Source organism: Streptomyces sp. 840.1, from assembly GCF_003751445.1.
Taxonomy (GTDB): domain Bacteria; phylum Actinomycetota; class Actinomycetes; order Streptomycetales; family Streptomycetaceae; genus Streptomyces.
The window spans coordinates 1,331,573-1,351,028 of record NZ_RJUU01000002.1 but is presented as its reverse complement, the minus strand read 5'-3'; the positions used below and the strand labels follow the sequence as shown (position 1 = coordinate 1,351,028).

Sequence of the window (19,456 nt, the reverse complement as noted above, 5' to 3'; positions counted from 1 at the left end):
CCATGCCGGACCGCACCACCCCGAGCAAGCCCCAGAGCCCGTACCGGTCGGCCCTGGCCGCCCTGGCCGGCACGTCGATCGAGTGGTACGACTTCTACGCCTTCGCCACCGCCGCGGCGATCGTGTTCGACGACGTGTTCTTCCCCTCCGACATGCCGCCGGCGCTCAGGACGATCGCCGCCTTCGCCACCTTCGCCGTGGGCTTCCTGCTGCGGCCGCTCGGCGGCATCGTCTTCGGCCACATCGGTGACCGCGTCGGCCGCAAGAAGACCCTGGTCATCACGTTGCTGATGATGGGCATCGCCTCGTTCGCCATCGGCCTGCTGCCCACCTACGCGCAGGTCGGCGCCCTCTCCCCGATCCTGCTGATCACGCTCCGCCTGGTCCAGGGCATAGCGATCGGCGGCGAGTGGGGCGGCGCAGTTCTCATCGCGGTCGAGAACGCGCCCAAGGGCAGGGCCACCTTCTTCGGCTCCTTCGCCCAGCTCGGCTCCTCAGTCGGCGCGCTGCTGTCGACCGGCGCGTTCAGCCTGATGAACCTGTTCGGCAGCGAGGCGTTCCACAGCTGGGGCTGGCGCGTGCCGTTCCTCGCCTCGTCGATCCTCGTCATCATCGGTCTCGTGGTCCGCACGAAGCTCGAGGACTCCCCGGTGATGGACGACATCCACGCCTCGCAGCCCGAGCCCGGCAAGGGCGGCAGCCGGCTGCCCGTCGCCGAGGTGCTGAGCAAGGACTGGAAGACGGTCCTGGTGGGCGTGTTCGCCCTCGCCACGGCCACCGGCGGCTACTACGTCGTGACCAGCTATCTGCTCTCGTACGGCACCGACGAACTGCATCTGTCCGAGTCGATGCTGCTCAACGGGCTCTCACTGGCCGCGTTCCTGGAACTCGTCGTCACCCCGTTCCTGGCACTGCTCGGGGACCGGATCGGAGCGCACCGGGTCGTCGTCGCGGGCCTGAGCGGAGTCGTGCTGTTCTCACTGCCGCAGTTCATGGTGATGGGCACCGGCAGCGTCGTGCTGATCTACCTGTCGATGCTGGCCATGCGACTGGTGATGTCCGCGCTGTACGGGCCGATCGCGGCGATCCTCGCCGACGGCTTCGCACCGCACGTGCGCTACACCGGCATCTCGCTCTCCTACCAGATCTGCAACATGATCTTCGCCGGCTTCGCACCCGTCACGGCGGTGTGGCTCTCGTCCCTGGCGGGCGGCGCGTACTGGCCGCCCGCGGTGGCGCTGATGATCGTCTCCGTCATCGGCATCTGGTGCACCCTGCGGCTGCGGACCTACCACCAGCTCCGCCTCACCGCCGAGTCCGCCGCCCCCGCCCGCCCGGCGCCGCAGACGCCGGCGACCGCGGTCACCACCGGCAGCTGACAGCCGACCACTCATCCGGCCCGGCCCGGCCCGGCCCGCGTCCTCGCGCGGGGCGGGCCGCGTCGCTGTCACGCGGCGGGAACGGGCCGGCGCCCGGTCAGAGCCCGGTCACTGCCACCCGGCTCGCTCGACGACGGACGCGGCGATGCCGGTGAGCGGACCCGTGGTCGTGTCGACGACGAAGTCGTCGACCGTGGAACGGTCGAGGATTGCGTCCAGTTCACCGGACCGGTCCAGATGCCATCGCAGTGCTTCGGGTTCGCCTTCGTGCCGGCGGGTCAGGCGCTCGCGAAGGACGGCGGGTTCGGCCCTCAGGCGGCACACCGTGAGTCCGGCACCCACCGCGTCGGCCAGTCGTCGCCGCTCGTCCGGCTGCTCGATCACGCCCGCGAGCACGAGACGCACCGCTCCCGCGTCGAGGTAGTTGGCGGCGATGCTTCGGACGTTGCGCAGCAGCACGCCGAAGTTGAATCGGTCACCGGGCGGCGCGGGCCACGACTGCCTGAGGCTGTCAAGGTCGAGCACCGCATGAGGGACCCCGGCATCGGCGAGGAGATCGCCCACCGCCTCGGCGACGGTCGTCTTGCCCACACCGACGGTGCCGTTCATCAGAAGGGCGGACGCAGCCCCGTTGTCCTGTGCACGCATTCCGGCATCCTACGGCCGGGCTTCCCCGGCGGTGAGTTCGATGAGCTGCCGCGCGGTGCCGGCCGGATCGACGGTCTGGTGCAGGTGCTCCCCGGGCAGGTGCGCGGTCCGCCAGCCGCGGGCGCGTGCCTCGGCGGCCGTCTCCTCGTACGGAGGGCCGAACAACAGGTACGAACAGGGGTGGTCGTCCCAGCCGGCGGGGACCGGGATGTGCTGCTCGTAGTAGGCGAGCGGAAGCCTGGGCTGTTCGGCGACGACCTTCCGGCGCATCGCCGGATCGGAGAACATGGGCGCGATGTCCGCCTCGTCCCACCAGTCGGTCCAGCGCGGCAGGATGCCGTTCACCGCCATCGGGCGGAGGAGTTCGAGCAGTTCGGGCGGGGCGACGGGAGTCGGTCCGCTACGGGCGGGCAGCGCGGCGTCGACGAAGACCGATGCGGCCACAGGATGGTCGAGCACCGAGCGGACAGCCGGGAGGAACAGGCCCGCGTTGCTGTGCGCCACCAGGACGAGCGGGTGGTCCGTGGGAATGCCGCGGAGGTCCGCCCGGACGGCTTCGGCGGCCGTGGGCCAGAACGGTGGTTCACCGGCGCCCACGTGCAGCAGGGACGGGACGCGTACCTGATACCCCTCGGCGGTCAGCCGGTCCGCCACCGGACTCCAGGTGGCAGGACCCACGGACGGGCTGTGCACGAGTACGAGAATCGGCTCCATACGGCCAACCCTGCTGCCTTTCCCCGCCGTTCGCGACCCTCTCGGCTCACGGCGAACACGGGCGGACGAACTCCCGGCCCCGCCTGCCGCCTCAGCCCGCCAGCGGCATCGCCACCGTCACCGTGGCCAGCAGCCCGATGTACGCCCAGGCGTGGGTGCGGTCGGAGATCCTCGGCGGACGCCGGCGCAGCACAGCGATCACCGGCAGCGCTCCGAGGAGCAGCGCCGAGGCGGCACGGACGTCGACGAGACCGACCAGGTGCACATGCGCGTCCGCGGCGGCGGGGAGCGCGGCGCCGCAGAGGGCCACCGCGGTGGCCGGCAGCGCGATCGCGAGGGTGAGCGGGTTGGCCAGGGCAGCCGCCACCCGCATCGTGTGTCCGGCGCGCCGCATCGCGGGGACGGTCATCACACTTCCCCCGACGCCCAGGAAGGCCGCGACCGCCCCGACCGGCGCGCCGAGGAGCGCGGGCAGCGGACGCGGAGTGACGGGAACCGCCTCGCGGGCGCGGGGGCGCAGGAATCCGGGACGCAGCAGCAGATCGACGACAGTGAGGGCGACGTACGCGACGAAGGCCCAGCGGGCCGGACCGGCCGGGGCGAACCTCGCGGCGGCGGCTCCCGCCGACGCGCCCGCCGCCAGGAGGAGGAGCAGCCGGCCGCTGCCGCGCAGCGCGCGGAGCACCCGCCACGGCGTGACGGCCGTCGCGAAGCCCGCGTTCACCACCATCACCAGAGCCGAGGTGGCCGTCGCCACCCGCATCGCGTCCACGCCGAGTGCGGCGTCGGCCCACACCACGACGGGCACCGCGACGAATCCGCCGCCGAACCCGAACAACACCGTCGTCATCCCTGTGAGGAGACCGATCCCTGCCAATGCCACAACGTCCATGGGCACCACTCCACCAGCGCGGACGCGGTGCCCGCATTCGATATCCGGCAGCATTCCTTCGCGTTTCGGCCACCGGCGTGGAAGGGTGAAGGGGTGAAGAACGTTCCTCTCGCGGACGTCGACCACGTCGACCGGGCCGTCCTGCCGATCGGCACCGACTACCCGCCCGGCCACGTGCTGGACTGGCACGAGCACCGGCGCGCTCAGTTCCTCTACGGCGCCACCGGGGTCATGGTCGTCGACACCGCCGACGGCACCTGGACGGTTCCGCCGGAGCGGGCGGTTCTGATTCCGGCCGCGACCCGGCATCGGGTCCACATGCTGGGAGTGAGCACCAGGAGTCTGTACATCGAGCCGGACGCGGTCCCCTGGTGGCCCGTGAACTGCACGGTGGTGGACGTATCCGCGCTGCTGCGCGAACTGCTCCTGGTCGCGGTGGAGTTCGGGAGCGACTACGGCCTGTCCGGGCGGGAGGGAGCTGTCGCGGCGCTCCTCCTCCACGAGATCGCCGAGCGCGCCCCACTGCCGTTCCATGTCGCGATCCCCGCCTCCACCGACCTCGCGAGGCTCTGCCGCGAGTATCTGGCCGCCCCGGACGCGGGTGTCACCAACACGGCGTGGGCCGCCCGGACGGCCATGAGCGAGCGGGCCTTCACCCGGCGCTTCCGCGCGGAGACGGGCGACAGCCCTGCGGTCTGGCGGGCCCGCGCCCGGCTGCTCGCCGCCGTTGCGCTGCTGCGGACCGCGTCGGTGAGCGAGGTCGGCGGGCGGCTTGGCTACGCCTCCCCCGCGGCGTTCACCGCGGCCTTCACGCGCACCTTCGGCCTGCCGCCGTCCCGCTTCGCCGCCCAGGGTGCCGGGCGCAGCCGCAGCTCCTGATCAGGGGGAGGCGCGCCGGCCGGGCCGGGGCCCGATGTACGCCGCGAGTTCGCCCCGGTGGAGGACCACCACGGCGTCACAGGTGCACCGGCAGTACTCGACCTCTCCGGCCGACGTCCGGTGGCTCGACAGCAACTGCCACGAAGGCTGCCGACGAGCGGCCGGGCAGCCCCAGTCCTGAAGGGGGCACGCGTCCTGCGACCGCGCGCCGGCCGAACGGTCCGGGTCAGCGGTGGTCGCGGGAGGGTGAGAGTTCGGCATCCGTGTCGTCTCCGGTCTGCCGCGCTGCCGCCACGGGCTCGGCAGCGGCGGCGGGCTTCGGCGCTGCGGGCTCGGGCAGTGTGCGCAGCAGCAGCCAGCTCAGGGCGGGCATCAGGATCAGTGGGGTCAGGGCGGTGCGCAGCGAGGTCGCGTCGGCGATGCTGCCGATGAGGGGGCTGGCCAGGCCGCCGATGCTGACCGTCAGCCCGAGGGTGATCCCGCTCGCCGTGCCGACCCGGGTGGGCAGGTAGTCCTGGCCGAGCGTGACCTGGAGCGAGAAGGGGACGTACAGGCCGGCCGACGTCAGCACCACGCATGCGTAGACCGCCGGGCCGGGTACGTACACGACCCCCGCGACGGCGGCGACCGAGACGAGGTAGGACCAGCGGGCGACGGCGACCCGGTCCCAGCGGTTGGCCAGGGCGCCGCCCAGTACGGAGCCCACCGCGCCGCCGAGGTAAAGGACGAACAGCGCGGCGGTGCCGGCCGCCGTGCTGCCGCCGAGACGCTGCTTGACGTAGAGGGAGATGAACGTGCTCAGCCCGATGAAGGCGATGGACCGGCAGACGACGGCCAGCGACAGTTTCACGAACGAGGCCTTGTCGTCGGTGCCGGTGCCGATCGTGCTGCCGGGGCCGCCGTCGTGTGCCGTCTTCTCCAGCGCGCGCAGCACGGGCAGGCACAGCACGCTGCCGACCAGGGCGGGCACCACGAACAGGGGCGCCAGGCGCAGTCCGCCGGACGCGACGACCGCGGTGACCATGAGGGGTGCGGCGGCGAAGCCGAGGTTGCCGCCGAGCGAGAACCAGCCCATCGCGGTGTGGCTGCCCCGGCTGACGAGCCGGGCGACGCGGGCGGACTCGGGGTGGTAGGCGGCCACGCCGACACCGGACACGGCAACGAAGGCCAGGGTCAGGGGGTAGGAGCCGCTCACGCAGCTCAGGGCGATGCCCAGCCCTCCGAGGATCGTGCTCACGGGCAGCAGCCAGGGCATCGCCCACCGGTCGGTGAGGACGCCGAACACCGGCTGGGCGACCGAGGACAGCAGGGACGCGGCGAGCACGACGCCCGAGACGGCGGCGTAGCTGTAGGCGCGCTCGGCGACGAAGAACGGGACGAGCGACGCCACGGCGCCCTGGTAGATGTCCACGCAGGCGTGGCCGACCGACAGCATGAGGATGGTCCGGTTCCTTGGCACATCGCCATGTTCATCGCCGAGCGGTGTGACGCGCTTCCGATATGCTGCCAACCAATGACGGAAATCCGCCACGAGCCCGTGGCGCCGACCCGCACCCAGTGGCTGGCGTCCGGAGCCGCCATCGACGCCCACCGCCACGACGGCCACCAGATCGTCTACGCGGGCCGGGGCGTGCTGGCCGTGACGACGAGTACGGGCACCTGGATCGCACCGGGCACCCGCGCGATCTGGGTGCCCGCCGGCACCGTGCACGCCCACCAGGCCCATGGCGAACTCGAACTGCACCTGGTCGGTCTGGACGCGGGTGACAACCCGCTCGGCCTGGGCGAGCCGGCCGTGCTCGCGGTCGGCCCTCTCCTTCGTGAACTGATCCTCGCCCACACGCGCACCCCGTACGAGGACGGCCCCGAACGCGGCAGGCTGCGGGCCGTGTTGCTCGACCAGCTGCGGGTCTCGCCCCAGGAGCCCCTGCACCTGCCCACCCCGACGGCCCCTCAGCTCAGGGCGGTGTGCGAGATCCTGCGCGCCGATCCGGCGGACGACCGTACTCTGGCCGCCCTGGGCAGGGAGGTCGGCGCCAGCGACCGCACGCTCTCGCGCCGCTTCCGAGCCGATCTCGGCATGACGTTCCCGCAGTGGCGCACCCAACTGCGCCTGTATCAGGCACTGGTCCTGCTGGCCGAGAACGTCCCGGTGACCACCGTGGCCCACCGGTGCGGCTGGTCGTCCGCCAGTGCGTTCATCGATGTCTTCCGGCGCGCCTTCGGGCACACGCCGGGAACGCACCGTCCCCGCTGACCGCCTCGCGCTGCCTCGTGCCGGGTCCCCCTTCGTACGGCGGCCTCGCCGTCCGCCTGCCTCGCCGTCCGGCCCGTGGCACTGTGGTGGCATGACCATCGAGGTTCGTCCGGCCACGGTCTTCGGGGACACCCGCACCCTGATCGGCCCCAAGTCGCCTGATTCCAACGTCTGCTGGTGCCTGAGCCACCGCATCCCCTCGAAGCTGAACAACGAGCTACGGGGGCGGGCCCGGGGTGACTACGTGGCCGGCCTGTGCCGCGAGCAGCCCCCTCCGGGGGTCCTCGCCTACGACGGCGAGGAGCCGGTCGGCTGGGCCGCCGTGGGACCGCGCTCGGACACGATCTTCGCGCGCAGCCGCAAGGTTCCGCACCTCGACGACCTGCCCGTCTGGTCCCTCTGGTGCATCCGAGTCCGCCCCGGCCATCGCAGGAAGGGGATCTCGCATGCCCTCATCGCCGGTGCGGTGGACTTCGCCCGCGCCCAGGGCGCACCGGTGATCGAGGCTTATCCCCTCGACAACGGTGACGCCAAGGTCGACCTGACGATGGCGTACGCCGGAATCCGGAAGAACTTCGAGCGCGCGGGGTTCACCCACGCCGCCGACACCACCTCGGTGCTCGCCGGTCACCCCCGCGTCCTGATGCGGCTCGACCTTCGCTGACGGGCCGTGCTCCCGGCGCGCCCGCCGCCGGGAGCAGCCCTGCCCGGGTCACCGGCGGACCAGCGCGGGGTAGTCGTTGTAGCCCTGCGCCCCGTGCACGTGCATCAGCAGCTCCGGGCGGATCTCGTTGAGCGGCGCGCCGGTTCGCAGCCTCTCGACGAAGTCGGGGTTGGCGAGGAAGCCGCGGCCCAGCGCGACGAGATCGGCGCCCTCGGCCATCAGCCGCTCCCCCCGCCGCTTGCCGCCGTCGGCCGCGCCCTCCTCACGGGAGAGGACGGGGTTGGCCATCAGCGTGCCGGGCCAGGCCTTGCGGATCCGGGTGAAGAGCGCGCTGTCGGGGTCCGCGTGGATCAGGTGCAGATAGGCCGGGCCGATGCCCGCGAGGGCGGGGACGAGCGCCCGGTAGATGTCCTCCGTGTCGCCCTCCTCGATGCTGTTGACGCCCGCTCCGGGCGATATCCGTACGCCGACCCGGTCCGGGCCGATGGCTTCGGTGACGGCGCGGACCACCTCGGTGGTGAACCGGATCCGCCCCTGAACCGGTCCGCCCCAGCCGTCGGTCCTGCGGTTGGTGTTCTGCGCCAGGAACTGGTGGAGCAGATGGCCGTTGGCGGAATGCACCTCCACACCGGCGAAGCCGGCCTCGACGGCGTTGCGTGCGGCGGTGGCGAAGTCGGCGATGGTGGACCTGATGTCCCCGGCGCTCATCGCACGGGGCACGACAGTGCTCCGCAGTCCGCCGGGGGTGTGGAGCTCCTCCGGGAACCGTACGGCGGACGGGGCGAGCGGAATGCGGCCGCTGGTGTCGGGGTGGCCGACCCGGCCCCCGTGCTGCAACTGGAGAAACATCCGGGTGCCGGAGGCCTCGCGCACCGCATCGGTGACCCGCCGCCAGCCGGCGATCTGCGCGGCACTGTGGATGCCGGGGATGTGGGGATAGGTCTGGCCCACGGGGTTCGGCGTCGTGCCCTCGGCGATGATCAGACCGGCCGAGGCGCGCTGCGCGTAGTGGGTCGCCATCAGCCGGCCGGGGACCCCGTCGGCCCCGGCCCGGTTGCGGGTGAGCGGTGCCATCACCAGTCGGTTGGGCAGTTCCAGGGTGCCGAGGCGGGCGGGCTCGAACAGCCGGGAGACGGCGGGGACCTGTTGTGTGTTCGTCATGCCGGTAACGTAGAACCTGACATTGGTGTCACATTCAAGTCGTGGGGTGGGACATGCGCATCGGGGAACTGGCGTCACGTACTGGTGTCAGCGAGCGGTCACTGCGTTATTACGAGGAACAGGGCCTGCTGACATCCGGCCGGACGCCCGGCGGTCACCGGGACTTCCCCGACGGCGCGGTCGATCGCGTCATCCGCATCCAGGAGCTCTACGCGGCCGGGCTCCACAGCTCGAGGATCGCGCGGATCCTGCCCTGCATGCGTGACAACGACGGCGGCCCGTCGATGAACGCCACCCCGGCGCTGGTCGCCGAACTCACCACCGAACGGGACCGGATCGACCGGACCGTCAACGACCTGCTCCGCTCACGTGACGTCCTGGAACAGGTCATCAGCACGGCGGCTGACGAGGCCGCCCCTGCCGGCCCGGCGGACAAGGAGCGGTCCCGACGGTGAAAGGCACGAGAGGCACGAGAGGCAACGGGACGGCACGTACCGGCGGCCCACGGGGATATCCGGCGAGGCCGGTCCGCCGGCACCGCGTCCGGCCCGCGCTCGCCGTCTTCCTCGTGACCGTGCTCGTGACCTACGCGGCGTCCGTCATCTGGCCGCTGGTGGTGGGTGCGAACACGTGGATGTGGGTCGATGCCATCGTCTTCCCGTTCATCGCGCTCATCGCGTACTCCACGATCTTCGGGGACCGCACCGAGGACGGCTCACCGGGCAACAGCCCCTTCGGCTGACCCGCCCACGGGCCGGCTCCCAGAACGTTCGGAGAAAACCAGCAGGGCCCGGAACCGTGTGGTTCCGGGCCCTGCCTCAAAAGTAGCGGGGACAGGATTTGAACCTGCGACCTCTGGGTTATGAGCCCAGCGAGCTACCGAGCTGCTCCACCCCGCGTCGTTGTGATCACCACCCTACGCCACGTCGGCGGCCGCTCCGACCACCTCCGGGCCGGCGCGGTACGCCCGCACCCCGCACCGCGGGTATTCGTCGCAGTCGGTCACCGTTCGAGATGCAGGTGCGCGGGAGCGCTGATTCGCTGGTGGCGTCGGCTCCCCGAGATCCAGGAGTGATCATGAGCGTTGCGGATGAATCCGGAGGCCGCGCCGAGCGTATTCGCGCCAAGGCGCAGGAAATGCAGGAGGCCGCCGAGCGGGCCTCCGACCCACAGGAGCGGGAGCGCCTGAAGGACAAGGCGCGCCGGCTCCAGGAGCGGAGCGATCAGGTGAGCACGAAGGGCGACGGGAGCATGAATCCCCTCTGAGCACCGCCGTCGGGATCCGGTCGGCCGCCGCGCCCGGGTGCGGCGGCCACAGGGGGCGGAAGCGGCCGGGCGCGAGTGCCGCGCGGACCCGGCCGCGGCGCTACTGCGTGAACCGGGGCAGCCACTTCACCTGGTAGTCAGGATGCCCCGCGTGCTCCGCGGCCATCTGCCTGACCACGAACCCCAGCCCGAAGGCGCGCCCCGATGCGAAGTCCCGCTCGGGGCGGTCGGTGTCCAGCCCGGCGACCTCGGCGTACTCGTCCAGGAGGACGCGACTCGTCTCGATGCGCTGGAGGGTGCGGGCGGGGTCCTGGCGGGCGATGTGGTGGTTGTAGCCGTGCGTCCTCAGACTGAACGCGATGGCGCCGGTGCGGTCGTGGATCTCGCCCGGCACCTCGGCCGGACATCGCCACCCCTGGCCGCCTGCCGCACGTGCGACCTCTTCTTCCTCGTCGAGACGCGCCCGGACGAACGCGACCAGGTAGGAATTGTCTGTCATCTGGTTCTGAATCCTTCCCACTCGGCCCCGCACCTCAAGGGGCCGTGCTGGAGGGTATCCCGCCGCGCCCTGTGCCCCGTAGCGGTTCGCCGCCGGCCGTGTGTCCGCCGGCCGCGCGCGGAGCCGCCGGGTGACGTGTCCGGGGCGGCCGCGGAGGCGGCCCGCCGGCCATGCCGGGGGGACGGCCGGAGGCCCCACGGGTTCCGCAGGGGAACCGGTGGGGCCTCCGGGGCGCGCTCAGGAGTGCTGCCGCGCCCCGTCCTCGTGCCGTGTCCGGCTGGTCAGTGGCTGGTCTCCGCCGGTTCCAGGACGAACACCGGGATCTGCCGGTCGGTCTTCTTCTGGTAGTCGGCGTAGTCGGGGAACGCCTCGACGGCGCGCTCCCACCAGACCGCCTTCTCGTCCCCGGTCACCTCCCGGACGTTCATGTCCTGGCGCACCGGGCCGTCCTGCAGTTCGGCACGCGGGTCGGCGGTGAGGTTGTGGTACCAGACCGGGTGCTTGGGGGCTCCGCCCTGCGAGGCGACCACCGCGTACACGCCGTTGTGCTCGACGCGCATGAGCGGCGTCTTGCGGATCTTCCCGCTCTTGGCTCCACGCGTGGTCAGGATGATGACGGGCAGGTCCCGCATCGTGGTCCCTTCCGTACCGCCCGAGCTCTCGTACTTCTCGACCTGGTCCCGAACCCACTGGGAGGGGCTCGGTTCGTACTCACCCTGGAGAGGCATGACGTCTGTCCCGTCGTCGACGATCCGGCCGTGACACTTCATCGGCCGCGCTACCTCATCATGGCTTCAACACCATCGGCCGCCCCGAATCCCGGGGGCGTCCGACGTGTCGCGCCGGACGGTGTCAGCCGTGCCGGCGGCCTGCGTGGCCGCCGCGTCTGCGGGCGGCGGCCAGCACGCCGCCGGCCGCGAACAGGGCCAGCCCGACGGCGCCCCCTATCACGGCGGGCACCAGCGTCCTGGCTCCCCCGGGCGCGAGCGGCTCGGGCGCGCCCGGCAACCGGGAGCCGATGACCTCGCCACGGTCCGGGCCGACCGCAGCGGTGTCGACCGGCGCTCCGGACGGCGGGGCCGGGGCGACGACGGGATGCGCGGGCCGCTCGGCGACGCCGCTCCCGCCCGCGACGGTGGGGGATGCCCCCTCAGCGGCGGCCGGCACCGCTCCGGCGTACACCGCCGCGGTGAGAACGGCCGCGAAGGCGTACCCGCTACGCGAACGGCCCGACGCTCCGGGGCCGAGGCCGAGGATGCTGGATATGAGCATGCTGATCCCGATTCTGCAGACGCGGTGACGCAATCAGCGTTGCCGCGCCCGGCCGATTCTGCGCGGCCCCGGCAGCATGTGGGTGACGGGACCGACCAACCGGGTGTCCGTGCCCGGTACCCCCGGGAGCGGTAGCGGCCGGTTCACGGTGTCACGACAGGGACCCCCGCCCGGTACAGGGCAGGGGTCCCTCTCATCGTCCACCGGTCGCCGGTGGTCGCGGCGGCCGGACGGTGCGTGCGGGGATCAGCTGACGTTGACGTCGATGCACGCGTAGAAGGCGTTGGCCGTGTCGGCGATGTTCCAGACCGCGAGGACCTTCTGCTGGCCCTTGAGGCTGCCGAAGTTCACCTGGTGGGTGACGGTCGCGCCGGGCTGGGCACCGTTGTCGTTGAACTCCGCGATCTTCTGGCCGCTCGCGAAGTACTGCCAGGTGCTGGTGGAGTGACGAGCGGTCAGCTTCCACTGGAACGAGGTGCTGGAACTCACCGGAGTGACCTTCCAGCCCTTGGCGTCGTCGTCGAGCTCGGCGAACGCGCTGTTGCCGCCGCTGCAGCTGGTCAGCCCCTTGGGGCCTTCCACGCTCTGGGGCTCGTAGGTGATGGAGCCGCAGCTGACCGTTCCGGCGGCACACTGCGCCTGCCTGCTCGGGGGTGACGAGATGTAACCGTGGGCGCTGGCCGAGCCTGCCGGAAGGGTCAGGGCGAGTACCGGTGCGAGTACGGCACCGACGGCTACGGCGGTCTTCCTTTTCGCGTGCATGCTTCTCCTTCACATGAGGCATCGCTGCGACGCGGGCGGACCGTGGGGAGCCCGATAGCGGCAGTCCAGCCTCTCGAGTGTGGGGCCAAGAGGCGCGAAGGGAACGGCAGGATCCATGACCGGAAACACCCCGCGAACGCGGTGTCCGGCGCCGTCCCTGCACTTGGACTAGACCATACCTATCGAGGCGTCGCCGTCAAGGGTGCGGAACCGCAAGGGAGTTGAGGAAGGGGAGGAAGGAGAGGTCCACCGGGCCGGACCGCACGGGAGAAAGGCCGAGCGGAAAGGCCGGGGAGCGGACCCGGGAGCCGGGCGGGTCCGCTCGATGACCGCGCCTACTTGCGGGCGTCACCGTAACTGACGGTGACCTCCGTGAAGCCGAGCGAGCCGAGCAGCCCCTGCAGCATGGCGGTGGTGTTCTTCTCGGCGCGCTGGGTGAGCCCGCTCTCCTTCGCCGCCTCGCCGATGTGCTGGGCCGCCAGCTTGTTCACCGCCTGCTCGCTGCCGGGATTGTCGGAGAAGAAGTCCCCGATCCGGTCGAAGAGCCCGCGCTGCTTGGACACCGCGTACGAGCGGTCGGGATCGAGCGCCGGTTTGCCGAGGACGGCGTGCGGCAGCCGGAGCTCGGCCTTGGTCCGGTCCTCGTTGACGACGACTCCGTTGTCCGCGACATCGCCCAGGTCGACGGAGGCACCTACCGTGCCCGCGCCGACGTACAGCGTGCGGGAGCCTCGGATCGCGTCCGGGACGAACTTCGTGTCCTTCTCCAGATCGACGACGACCTGGAAATTGCCCGCCGCCGCCTCGTACCGGCTCATGTCACGGATCGACTTGAGCACGGCGGGGCCCGAGCGGTCATGGGTCTTCTCGCCGAAGATGTCACCCAGCCCCGGCAGCAGGCTGAGCCGTGTGCCCAGGAGGAGCAGCACGACGGCGACCACGCCGATCGCGGCCGCCCTCCCCCATCGCCGGCTGCGGCGGGGACCGTTGTCGCGGCCGCCGCCCGCTTGTCCGTCGGACTTGCCCGGTGCGTCTGTAGGTAAGTCGGTGGAAGTCATACTCCCCGTGTGACCCGGCTGTCCGGATTCACTCCGCCCACCGCCCCGGATCCGGCCGATTCCGTACGTTGATACAGACGGCCGTTTTCGCCGGACCGGCACTCACGCCCCTGTGACGCCGTCCAGCCGCTCGCGCACCAGGTCGGCGTGGCCGATGTGTCGCGCGTACTCGCTGATCAGGTGGATGTGCACCATCCGCAGGTTGTAGACCTCACCGTCGTGGGTGAAGGTGTCGTCGAACGAGGCACCGGCGACGACCTCGTCCGCCAGCCGGGACTCCTCCACCAGCCGGGCGTAGTCCTCGGCGGCGGTGGCCGGATCGAGCTTCTCGAAGTCGGCGTCCTTGCCGTCGCCGGGGTCGTACATGGGCTCGATCGGCTGCCCGGCGAAGCGCTGCCTGAACCAGGTGCGTTCGACCTTGGCCATATGGCGTACGAGGCCGAGGAGCGAGAGGTTGGACGGCTCCACGGTCCGCTCGGCGAGCTGCTCACCGGTCAGGCCGGCGCACTTCATCAGGAGGGTGCCGCGGAACCATCCGAGATACCCGATGAGCATCTCGCGCTCACCGGCGACGAGCGATCCGCCGGCGCGTTCTACCTCTGGAGCTGTCCATGTCATCGCCCGATCATGCCTGTTGGCGGGTACACGATGCGAGCGCTTTGTCGATGCATCCACATGTCGCTGTCGTCGGACGACGAGCTGGTCACGGAGGTCGTGACGGCGCTGACGAGCCCGAGTACCAGGAAGAACACCAGCAGTGCCTTGCCCGCGCCGCTGATGACCAGCGGCCGGGTGGCGGAGCGCCCCTGCCGCTCAGGCACGGAGAGCGCGTCCTCGCCGAAGAGGCCCTTGGGGTAGGCGGGGCTGAGCAACGACATATAGGCGGACACGCGCATGTCGTAGCGCAGCGTGGCAGCCGTGGCCTCGAAGAGCGGGCGGGGCATACGTCCCAGGATCAGCGTGATCAGCCACCACACGATCGCCAGGACGTACCAGCCCGATGTGACCAGGCTCTGCACGATCGCTGCGGGAATCACCAGGATCAGCCGGAAGAAGACAGCCAGCCAGTTGAGCCTCGTCGGGCGGACGTCGATCTGGACCGGATAGCCGGACGGCGGGTCCAGCGCGAACGGCGGGTAGCGGTCGATGAGGAGCAAGGCGCTCGCTGCGACCCTCGTACGGTAGCCGAGCACTCCGGCGAGGAAGCGGAAGACGGGCTCCGGCAGCCGGCCCAGCACCAGGGCCGCGAACCAGCCGAACACGGCGGTGAAGAAGGCCGCGATCTCCAGGAACAGCAGCACGACGAAATGCGGAATCAGCAGCAGCAGCCGGAACAGGACGGTGAGCCGGCGCTGACGGGTGGGCTCGATGAGGTCGAGCACGGGCAGGAACTCGCCCGCGTCCCCCGCCCTGCGCCCCGGGCTCCACTGGGCGTCGGCCATGGCGCTCCCCTTCGGCAGGTGATCGCGTACGCCCTCTGCGCACTCCGCGTCACCTCACGCTCGGGCCCCGGAGAGCGGCCCGCAAACGGCCACAGGCCGATCGGGTGCCCCGCCGGCCCGGGGCCGTGCGGGCCGGGGCGCTCCCCCGGCCCGCACGGTCAGCGCCCGCGGAACCGGTCCAGCAGCGCGCGGCCCGGACCGGTTCGGTCCCCGTCTCCGTCTCGGTCCCCGCGCGGCGTCCTGCCACTCGCGGCCGAGGGCTTCGGCCGGGCCTTGGGCTTGGACGTCGCAGCGGTCCCGGCCCTGGGCTTGGACGTCTTGGCCGTCTTCGGCCTGGGCTCGGCCTTGGACACCGGGGCCGGCTTGGGCTCGGCGTCCGGCCCCGCCGTCTTCTCCGTCTTCCGCACCGGCTTCATCGCCGGTTTCCGCTCCGGCTTCTCCAGGGGTTTCGCCGCCGGCTTCGTCCGTGCCGCGGCCTTCGCCCATTTCTCCTGCCAGGGCCGGCGGCGCGGCTCGGTCCCGCGCTCGTCGCGTCCGGCCGGTTCCGGCGCCCGGGTGCGTTCGGGCACCGGCTCCGGTCCGGCCGCGAGTACGTGGTAGCGGTGGCTCAGACGACGGCCCAGCAGCAGATAGCCGAGAAGCGCGCCCGCGGTGTTGAGGATGACGTCGTCGACGTCGAAGGCACGCCCGGCCACGAGCGCTCCCTGGACGAGTTCGACGATCGCTATGACCATTACGGTCAGCAGGACCATCCGGACCATCCGCAGCCGGCGCGGTACGAGAATGGGCAGGAGCACGCCGAACGGCATGCCCAGCACCAGGTTTCCGCCCGCCTGCTTGCAGGCCGCGAGGAAGGTGTAGTCCTCGGCGTACTGCCGCAGCGAGCGGCCGGGACGCAGATTCGACTTCACGAGCTCCTCGGAGGCCGGCGACGGTGTGAGCGTCACCTTCGCCAGCACAACCGAGAAACCGACCATGGCCAGGAAGGCCAACACCAGAAAGGTCACCTGCAGGAGAACGCTTCCCCATGTTCTGCGCCGCGTTCCGTTCTGCGTACCACTCTCAGCCTCTGCGTTCATGGGCGACAAGTGCCCCCGTCCGGTCGGACCACACCTGGCCGGCCGGGCCGGCCCTCGTTCGTCTCACCGCTTCGGGGCCGTGGAACCGCCGTCTTGGGGGCGGGGCAGCCGTGATCGCTCGGGTCAGCCCCGGTCCGCGAGAACCTCACGGGCCGCACGTGCCCCGGAGGCGAGCGCCCCCTGCAACGAGCCGGTCGCCCGGTGGTCCCCGCACACGTACCGGCCCGGCCCGACGCGTGAGGTGCGGGACAACGGCCAGGGCGGCGGCATGGCGGGCAGAGCTCCCGGCACCGAGCAGGTGGCGAGCAGGTCCCAGGCGGCGGTGTCGGTGGCGTGGACCTCGGCGAGATCCCGCCGGACCCGCGCCTCCCGGCCCGGGGCGTCCGGGCCCGCCACGGAGGTCGAGATCAGCGCGTACCCGGCGGGCGCGCAGGACGGTACGGCCTCGCTGAGGACCACCGTGTTCAGGAAGCGGCGCCTGCTGTCGACGAGCAGGGTCGGCTCCCGCAGCGGGGAAGCGCCGGCCACGTGGTAGTACGTCGTGACGGTCCGGGTCTCCGGGACCGTCAGGCCGGGCAGCAGCCGCGCGGCCCGTTCGGGGCCCGTGGCCACCACCACCACGGGCGCGGGACGCTCCGTCCCGTCCTCACCGAGCACGCCGTCGTCGGTCAGGCTGTGCACGGGGGTCTCGACGGACAGGGCGCGCGGCGGCAGGGCTGCGGCGAGCGCCGCCGGCACGGCGCCGATGCCTGCGGCGGGCAGGCAGAGGCTGCCGCGCAGCATGCTGCGCCAGACGAGGTGGAAGACGCGGGAGGAGGTCTCCAGTTCGTCCTCCAGGAAAACGCCCGACAGGAACGGCCGGAACAGGGTCCGCACGAGCTCGTCGGAGATGCCCGCGTCGGCGAGTTCGGTGCGGGTCGTGCGGTCGGCGCGTCGCAGGATCGCGCTCACCGGGCCGAACATGTCCCGGGCCGAGAGCACCCCGAGCGCCAGCAGATCGCGACCTGAGGCCAGCCGTCCGGGCAACAGATCCCCGGCGGAGGCCGGGCGGCGGGTCGGATCGCTGAACCGTACCCGGCCGGTGGCGCCGGTCCCCGTCTGCACGAGCACGCCCGGTGTGAAGGGGTGCAGCCGCAGCTCACGCAGTGTCAGGCGCTTCCTGACCTGGGGGTAGGACGTGTTGAACACCTGGAAGCCCCGGTCGAGGAGGAAGCCGTCCCGCCGGTCGGTGCGCATGCGGCCGCCCACCTCGTCCGATGCCTCCAGGAGGCGGACCGAGAGTCCGGCTGTGCTCAGGTCGGTCGCACAGGCGAGGCCCGCCGCGCCCGCTCCGATCACGATGACATCGGGCCGTGGCTCAGCAGGTTTCACCATGGAATTCGCCTTTCGCACGGGCTGATGACCTCGGCCGGGGCCCGGCCGGGAGCCGGGCCGTGCGACCGGGTCGTGCGACCTGGCCGGTCCGGGCCGGGCTCACCGCGCATGCTCCCAGCTCAAACCCCTCCAGCACGGCAGGCGGTGGGCGCGCGCCGCACAGCGTGTCTCACCCCGTGCCGCACCGGACATCTCGCCGGACGCCTCACCGCACGATTCACCGGACATCTCGCCGGACGCCTCACCGCACGATTCACCGGACGGCTCACGGGACGACTCACCGCGCGCACAATCCGGTGAGCATCCTGATCGCCTCGCCCAGCTCACGGGGGCGGTGGGTGCCGGGCAGGGGGGCGCCCGCCCAGCCCGGTCCGGCGATCAGGACCGCCGGGCGGGTCCTGGCCCCCCGTACTCCGCGTTCGATGGACGTCACGTGGTGCGCCAGGGGCCGTGCGGCCGTGTTCCGCGACTGGGACCACAGCACCACGGCCGACGGGCCGGTCCGGCGCACGGCCTCGCTCAGCGCCTCGCCCGGCACCGACGCTCCGAACATCCGCACGCCCAGGCCGCGTTCGGCGAGCCCGGCGGCGAGCGCCTCCAGCGGAAGCGTGTGCGTCTCGCCCGGGGTGCAGGCCAGCAGGGCGGGCCCGGCTCCGTCGTCACCCGCGGCGGGCGGTACGGCGACCCGCCGCAGGGCACTGGAGACGTGCCAGGACAGCAGGTGCTCGACCTCCACGTAACGCTCGCCCGAGGTCTGCCACTTGCGTCCCACCGCGTGCAGTGTCGGCATGATCACCTGGTCCCAGGCGGCCACCAGTCCGTACCGGCCGATCGCGGCGCTCAGCCGCTCGTCGATGGTCCGGGAGTCCAGCCGCAGCGCCGCACTCGTCAGCCCCCGGCGTTCGTGGCGCGCCACGTCAGCGGCCGGCCCCTCCGGCTCCGCGCCGGAGCGCACCGGAGCTGCCGGAAGCGCCGGGCGCACCGGGTGTGTGGCGGCTGGGGCCCGGGAGCCGGAAGTCGTGCCGAGTGCCGTGCGGGCGGCCTCCGCAGGGGGCACCCCGGCACTCGTCAGCTCACACATGCGTTCCAGTACGGCAATGTCCTCGGCAGTCCACCGCCGGTGCGCACCGCCCTGCCGGCGAACGGGGCCGATGCCGTAGCGGCGGTCCCAGGTCCGGAGTGTCGTCGGCGCGACGCCGAGCCGGCGTGCCACTGTGCCGGTGGTCAGGCCGTGGCCGGTGGTTCCCACCGGGGCCCGTTCCGTGGAGGACGGCATGCGTTTGATCATACGACGCAGAACCGACGCAGGTTGTCCGGGCGGGTCGGCTATTGGAACGCTGCCGGTCACGGGCGCCCGTCGGAGGGTGCGCCGGAGAGCATCCCGGACGACCCCGGCCGGCCGGGGCGGGAGACAGCTCCTGGGCCGGGGCGCCCGGAGGAAGGACAGCCATGACCGCGCTCGCACCGCAGGACACGCTGCCCGGCGCACCGGGCCCGCGACCGTGCGCCGCGCAGGACCTCGCCGACGAGGAGCTGGCCGCCGGTCTGATGCGCGGCAGCGAGGACTGTTTCGCCGCCGCCTACCGCAGGTGGGGCGCGCTCGTGCACTCCCTGGCCGCCCGGTCCCTCGGTGACAGCCGCGAGGCCGAGGACGTCACGCAGCAGGTCTTCATGGCCGCCTGGCGCGGCAGACTCGGCTACCGCCCCGAGCGCGGCCCGCTCCCCGGCTGGCTCGTCGGCATCACCCGCCGCAAGATCGCGGACGCCCTGGCCGCCCGTACCCGCCGCACGGAACTGGCAGCCGCGACGGCGGCGCGGCTGCGGCTCGTGGAGACCGGCGCGGCCGGCCCGGAGTCGGCGCTGGACCGGGTCCTGGTCGGTACGGAACTGGGCAAGCTGCCCCAGGTACAGCGCCGCATCCTGCACATGGCCTACTACGACGGTCTCCCCCAGACCCGCATCGCGGAGCTGACCGGGCTCCCCCTCGGCACGGTCAAGAGCCACGTACGCCGCGCGCTGCACCGGATCCGGCGCTCGATGTCCGGCGACGCCGAGCGGTAGCCGGGACCGCGCGGCCCTCGCGGCAGGCGGCCCGCCGCCCGGCCGCAGT

23 protein-coding genes and 1 tRNA gene are annotated in these 19,456 nt (G+C 72.1%); 8 read left to right on the top strand and 16 right to left on the bottom strand.

The features are described from left to right. The first annotated feature begins 2 nt into the window (after positions 1-2). Complete coding sequence (locus EDD93_RS32120; RefSeq protein ID WP_123529169.1) at positions 3-1,379, top strand: MFS transporter; 1,377 nt, start codon at positions 3-5, stop codon at positions 1,377-1,379. A gap of 108 nt (positions 1,380-1,487) precedes the next feature. Here the strand turns inward: EDD93_RS32120 and EDD93_RS32115 are convergent, their stop codons facing one another. The 3 genes from EDD93_RS32115 to EDD93_RS32105 form a co-directional block, all read right to left on the bottom strand. Further along, positions 1,488-2,027 (bottom strand): AAA family ATPase, encoded by a 540-nt coding sequence (locus tag EDD93_RS32115; protein WP_123529166.1) that lies wholly within the window; start codon positions 2,025-2,027, stop codon positions 1,488-1,490. Between the two features lie 9 nt (positions 2,028-2,036). Beyond that, positions 2,037-2,741 carry an alpha/beta hydrolase gene (locus EDD93_RS32110; protein WP_123529164.1) on the bottom strand — a complete coding sequence of 235 codons (705 nt, stop codon included), beginning with the start codon at positions 2,739-2,741 and terminating at the stop codon, positions 2,037-2,039. Between the two features lie 91 nt (positions 2,742-2,832). Next, positions 2,833-3,633 carry a sulfite exporter TauE/SafE family protein gene (locus tag EDD93_RS32105; protein WP_185092582.1) on the bottom strand — a complete coding sequence of 267 codons (801 nt, stop codon included), beginning with the start codon at positions 3,631-3,633 and terminating at the stop codon, positions 2,833-2,835. 93 nt (positions 3,634-3,726) lie between these two features. Between EDD93_RS32105 and EDD93_RS32100 the strand changes: the two genes are divergently transcribed. Then, complete coding sequence (locus tag EDD93_RS32100; protein WP_123529160.1) at positions 3,727-4,512, top strand: helix-turn-helix domain-containing protein; 786 nt, start codon at positions 3,727-3,729, stop codon at positions 4,510-4,512. 226 nt (positions 4,513-4,738) lie between these two features. Here the strand turns inward: EDD93_RS32100 and EDD93_RS32095 are convergent, their stop codons facing one another. Beyond that, positions 4,739-5,971, bottom strand: coding sequence for an MFS transporter (locus EDD93_RS32095; RefSeq protein WP_123529158.1), 1,233 nt, complete (start codon positions 5,969-5,971; stop codon positions 4,739-4,741). Positions 5,972-6,025: 54 nt separating this feature from the next. Between EDD93_RS32095 and EDD93_RS32090 the strand changes: the two genes are divergently transcribed. Together EDD93_RS32090 and EDD93_RS32085 are read left to right on the top strand one after the other, a co-directional pair. Next, positions 6,026-6,769: a helix-turn-helix transcriptional regulator gene (locus EDD93_RS32090; RefSeq protein ID WP_123529156.1), complete on the top strand. Its 744-nt coding sequence runs from the start codon at positions 6,026-6,028 to the stop codon at positions 6,767-6,769. 91 nt (positions 6,770-6,860) lie between these two features. Continuing rightward, positions 6,861-7,433 (top strand): GNAT family N-acetyltransferase, encoded by a 573-nt coding sequence (locus tag EDD93_RS32085; RefSeq protein ID WP_123529154.1) that lies wholly within the window; start codon positions 6,861-6,863, stop codon positions 7,431-7,433. 48 nt (positions 7,434-7,481) lie between these two features. Here the strand turns inward: EDD93_RS32085 and EDD93_RS32080 are convergent, their stop codons facing one another. Continuing rightward, complete coding sequence (locus tag EDD93_RS32080; protein WP_123529152.1) at positions 7,482-8,594, bottom strand: alkene reductase; 1,113 nt, start codon at positions 8,592-8,594, stop codon at positions 7,482-7,484. A gap of 53 nt (positions 8,595-8,647) precedes the next feature. Here EDD93_RS32080 and EDD93_RS32075 point away from each other — a divergent pair, with 53 nt between their 5' ends. Both EDD93_RS32075 and EDD93_RS39760 read left to right on the top strand, forming a co-directional pair. Beyond that, the gene (locus tag EDD93_RS32075) at positions 8,648-9,049 is read left to right on the top strand and encodes a MerR family transcriptional regulator (protein ID WP_123529149.1); all 402 of its coding nucleotides are present in this window, start codon (positions 8,648-8,650) and stop codon (positions 9,047-9,049) included. Further along, on the top strand, positions 9,046-9,336 hold the full coding sequence (locus EDD93_RS39760) for a hypothetical protein (RefSeq protein WP_123529147.1): 291 nt from the start codon (positions 9,046-9,048) through the stop codon (positions 9,334-9,336). The genes EDD93_RS32075 and EDD93_RS39760 overlap by 4 nt, the downstream gene beginning before the upstream one ends. A gap of 83 nt (positions 9,337-9,419) precedes the next feature. Here EDD93_RS39760 and EDD93_RS32065 read toward each other — a convergent pair. Continuing rightward, positions 9,420-9,493, bottom strand: a tRNA-Met gene (locus EDD93_RS32065). A 178-nt stretch (positions 9,494-9,671) separates the two neighbouring features. On the opposite strand from EDD93_RS32065, the gene EDD93_RS32060 reads away from it, so the two are divergent. Beyond that, complete coding sequence (locus EDD93_RS32060; protein WP_123529146.1) at positions 9,672-9,860, top strand: DUF6381 family protein; 189 nt, start codon at positions 9,672-9,674, stop codon at positions 9,858-9,860. 100 nt (positions 9,861-9,960) lie between these two features. Here EDD93_RS32060 and EDD93_RS32055 read toward each other — a convergent pair whose 3' ends face one another. From EDD93_RS32055 to EDD93_RS32010, 10 genes are all read right to left on the bottom strand, one after another. Next, positions 9,961-10,359, bottom strand: a complete 399-nt coding sequence (locus EDD93_RS32055) for a DUF6221 family protein (protein WP_123529144.1) — start codon at positions 10,357-10,359, stop codon at positions 9,961-9,963. 281 nt (positions 10,360-10,640) lie between these two features. Next, positions 10,641-11,087 carry a nitroreductase family deazaflavin-dependent oxidoreductase gene (locus EDD93_RS32050; protein ID WP_123529512.1) on the bottom strand — a complete coding sequence of 149 codons (447 nt, stop codon included), beginning with the start codon at positions 11,085-11,087 and terminating at the stop codon, positions 10,641-10,643. A 124-nt stretch (positions 11,088-11,211) separates the two neighbouring features. Next, positions 11,212-11,631: a hypothetical protein gene (locus EDD93_RS32045; protein ID WP_123529142.1), complete on the bottom strand. Its 420-nt coding sequence runs from the start codon at positions 11,629-11,631 to the stop codon at positions 11,212-11,214. Positions 11,632-11,877: 246 nt separating this feature from the next. Beyond that, on the bottom strand, positions 11,878-12,393 hold the full coding sequence (locus EDD93_RS32040) for a lytic polysaccharide monooxygenase auxiliary activity family 9 protein (protein ID WP_123529140.1): 516 nt from the start codon (positions 12,391-12,393) through the stop codon (positions 11,878-11,880). 335 nt (positions 12,394-12,728) lie between these two features. Then, complete coding sequence (locus EDD93_RS32035; protein ID WP_123529138.1) at positions 12,729-13,451, bottom strand: DUF4230 domain-containing protein; 723 nt, start codon at positions 13,449-13,451, stop codon at positions 12,729-12,731. A 102-nt stretch (positions 13,452-13,553) separates the two neighbouring features. Beyond that, positions 13,554-14,069 (bottom strand): DinB family protein, encoded by a 516-nt coding sequence (locus tag EDD93_RS32030; protein ID WP_123529136.1) that lies wholly within the window; start codon positions 14,067-14,069, stop codon positions 13,554-13,556. Further along, positions 14,066-14,893 (bottom strand): DUF4389 domain-containing protein, encoded by an 828-nt coding sequence (locus EDD93_RS32025; protein ID WP_123529134.1) that lies wholly within the window; start codon positions 14,891-14,893, stop codon positions 14,066-14,068. Before EDD93_RS32025 ends, EDD93_RS32030 begins: the two co-directional genes overlap by 4 nt. A gap of 158 nt (positions 14,894-15,051) precedes the next feature. Further along, positions 15,052-15,972, bottom strand: coding sequence for a VanZ family protein (locus tag EDD93_RS32020; protein ID WP_398905776.1), 921 nt, complete (start codon positions 15,970-15,972; stop codon positions 15,052-15,054). A gap of 123 nt (positions 15,973-16,095) precedes the next feature. Then, positions 16,096-17,346: an NAD(P)/FAD-dependent oxidoreductase gene (locus tag EDD93_RS32015; RefSeq protein ID WP_123529132.1), complete on the bottom strand. Its 1,251-nt coding sequence runs from the start codon at positions 17,344-17,346 to the stop codon at positions 16,096-16,098. Positions 17,347-17,623: 277 nt separating this feature from the next. Next, positions 17,624-18,622 (bottom strand): MerR family transcriptional regulator, encoded by a 999-nt coding sequence (locus tag EDD93_RS32010; protein WP_123529508.1) that lies wholly within the window; start codon positions 18,620-18,622, stop codon positions 17,624-17,626. Between the two features lie 173 nt (positions 18,623-18,795). Here EDD93_RS32010 and EDD93_RS32005 point away from each other — a divergent pair, with 173 nt between their 5' ends. Further along, the gene (locus EDD93_RS32005) at positions 18,796-19,407 is read left to right on the top strand and encodes a sigma-70 family RNA polymerase sigma factor (RefSeq protein ID WP_123529130.1); all 612 of its coding nucleotides are present in this window, start codon (positions 18,796-18,798) and stop codon (positions 19,405-19,407) included. Positions 19,408-19,456 lie beyond the last annotated feature (49 nt).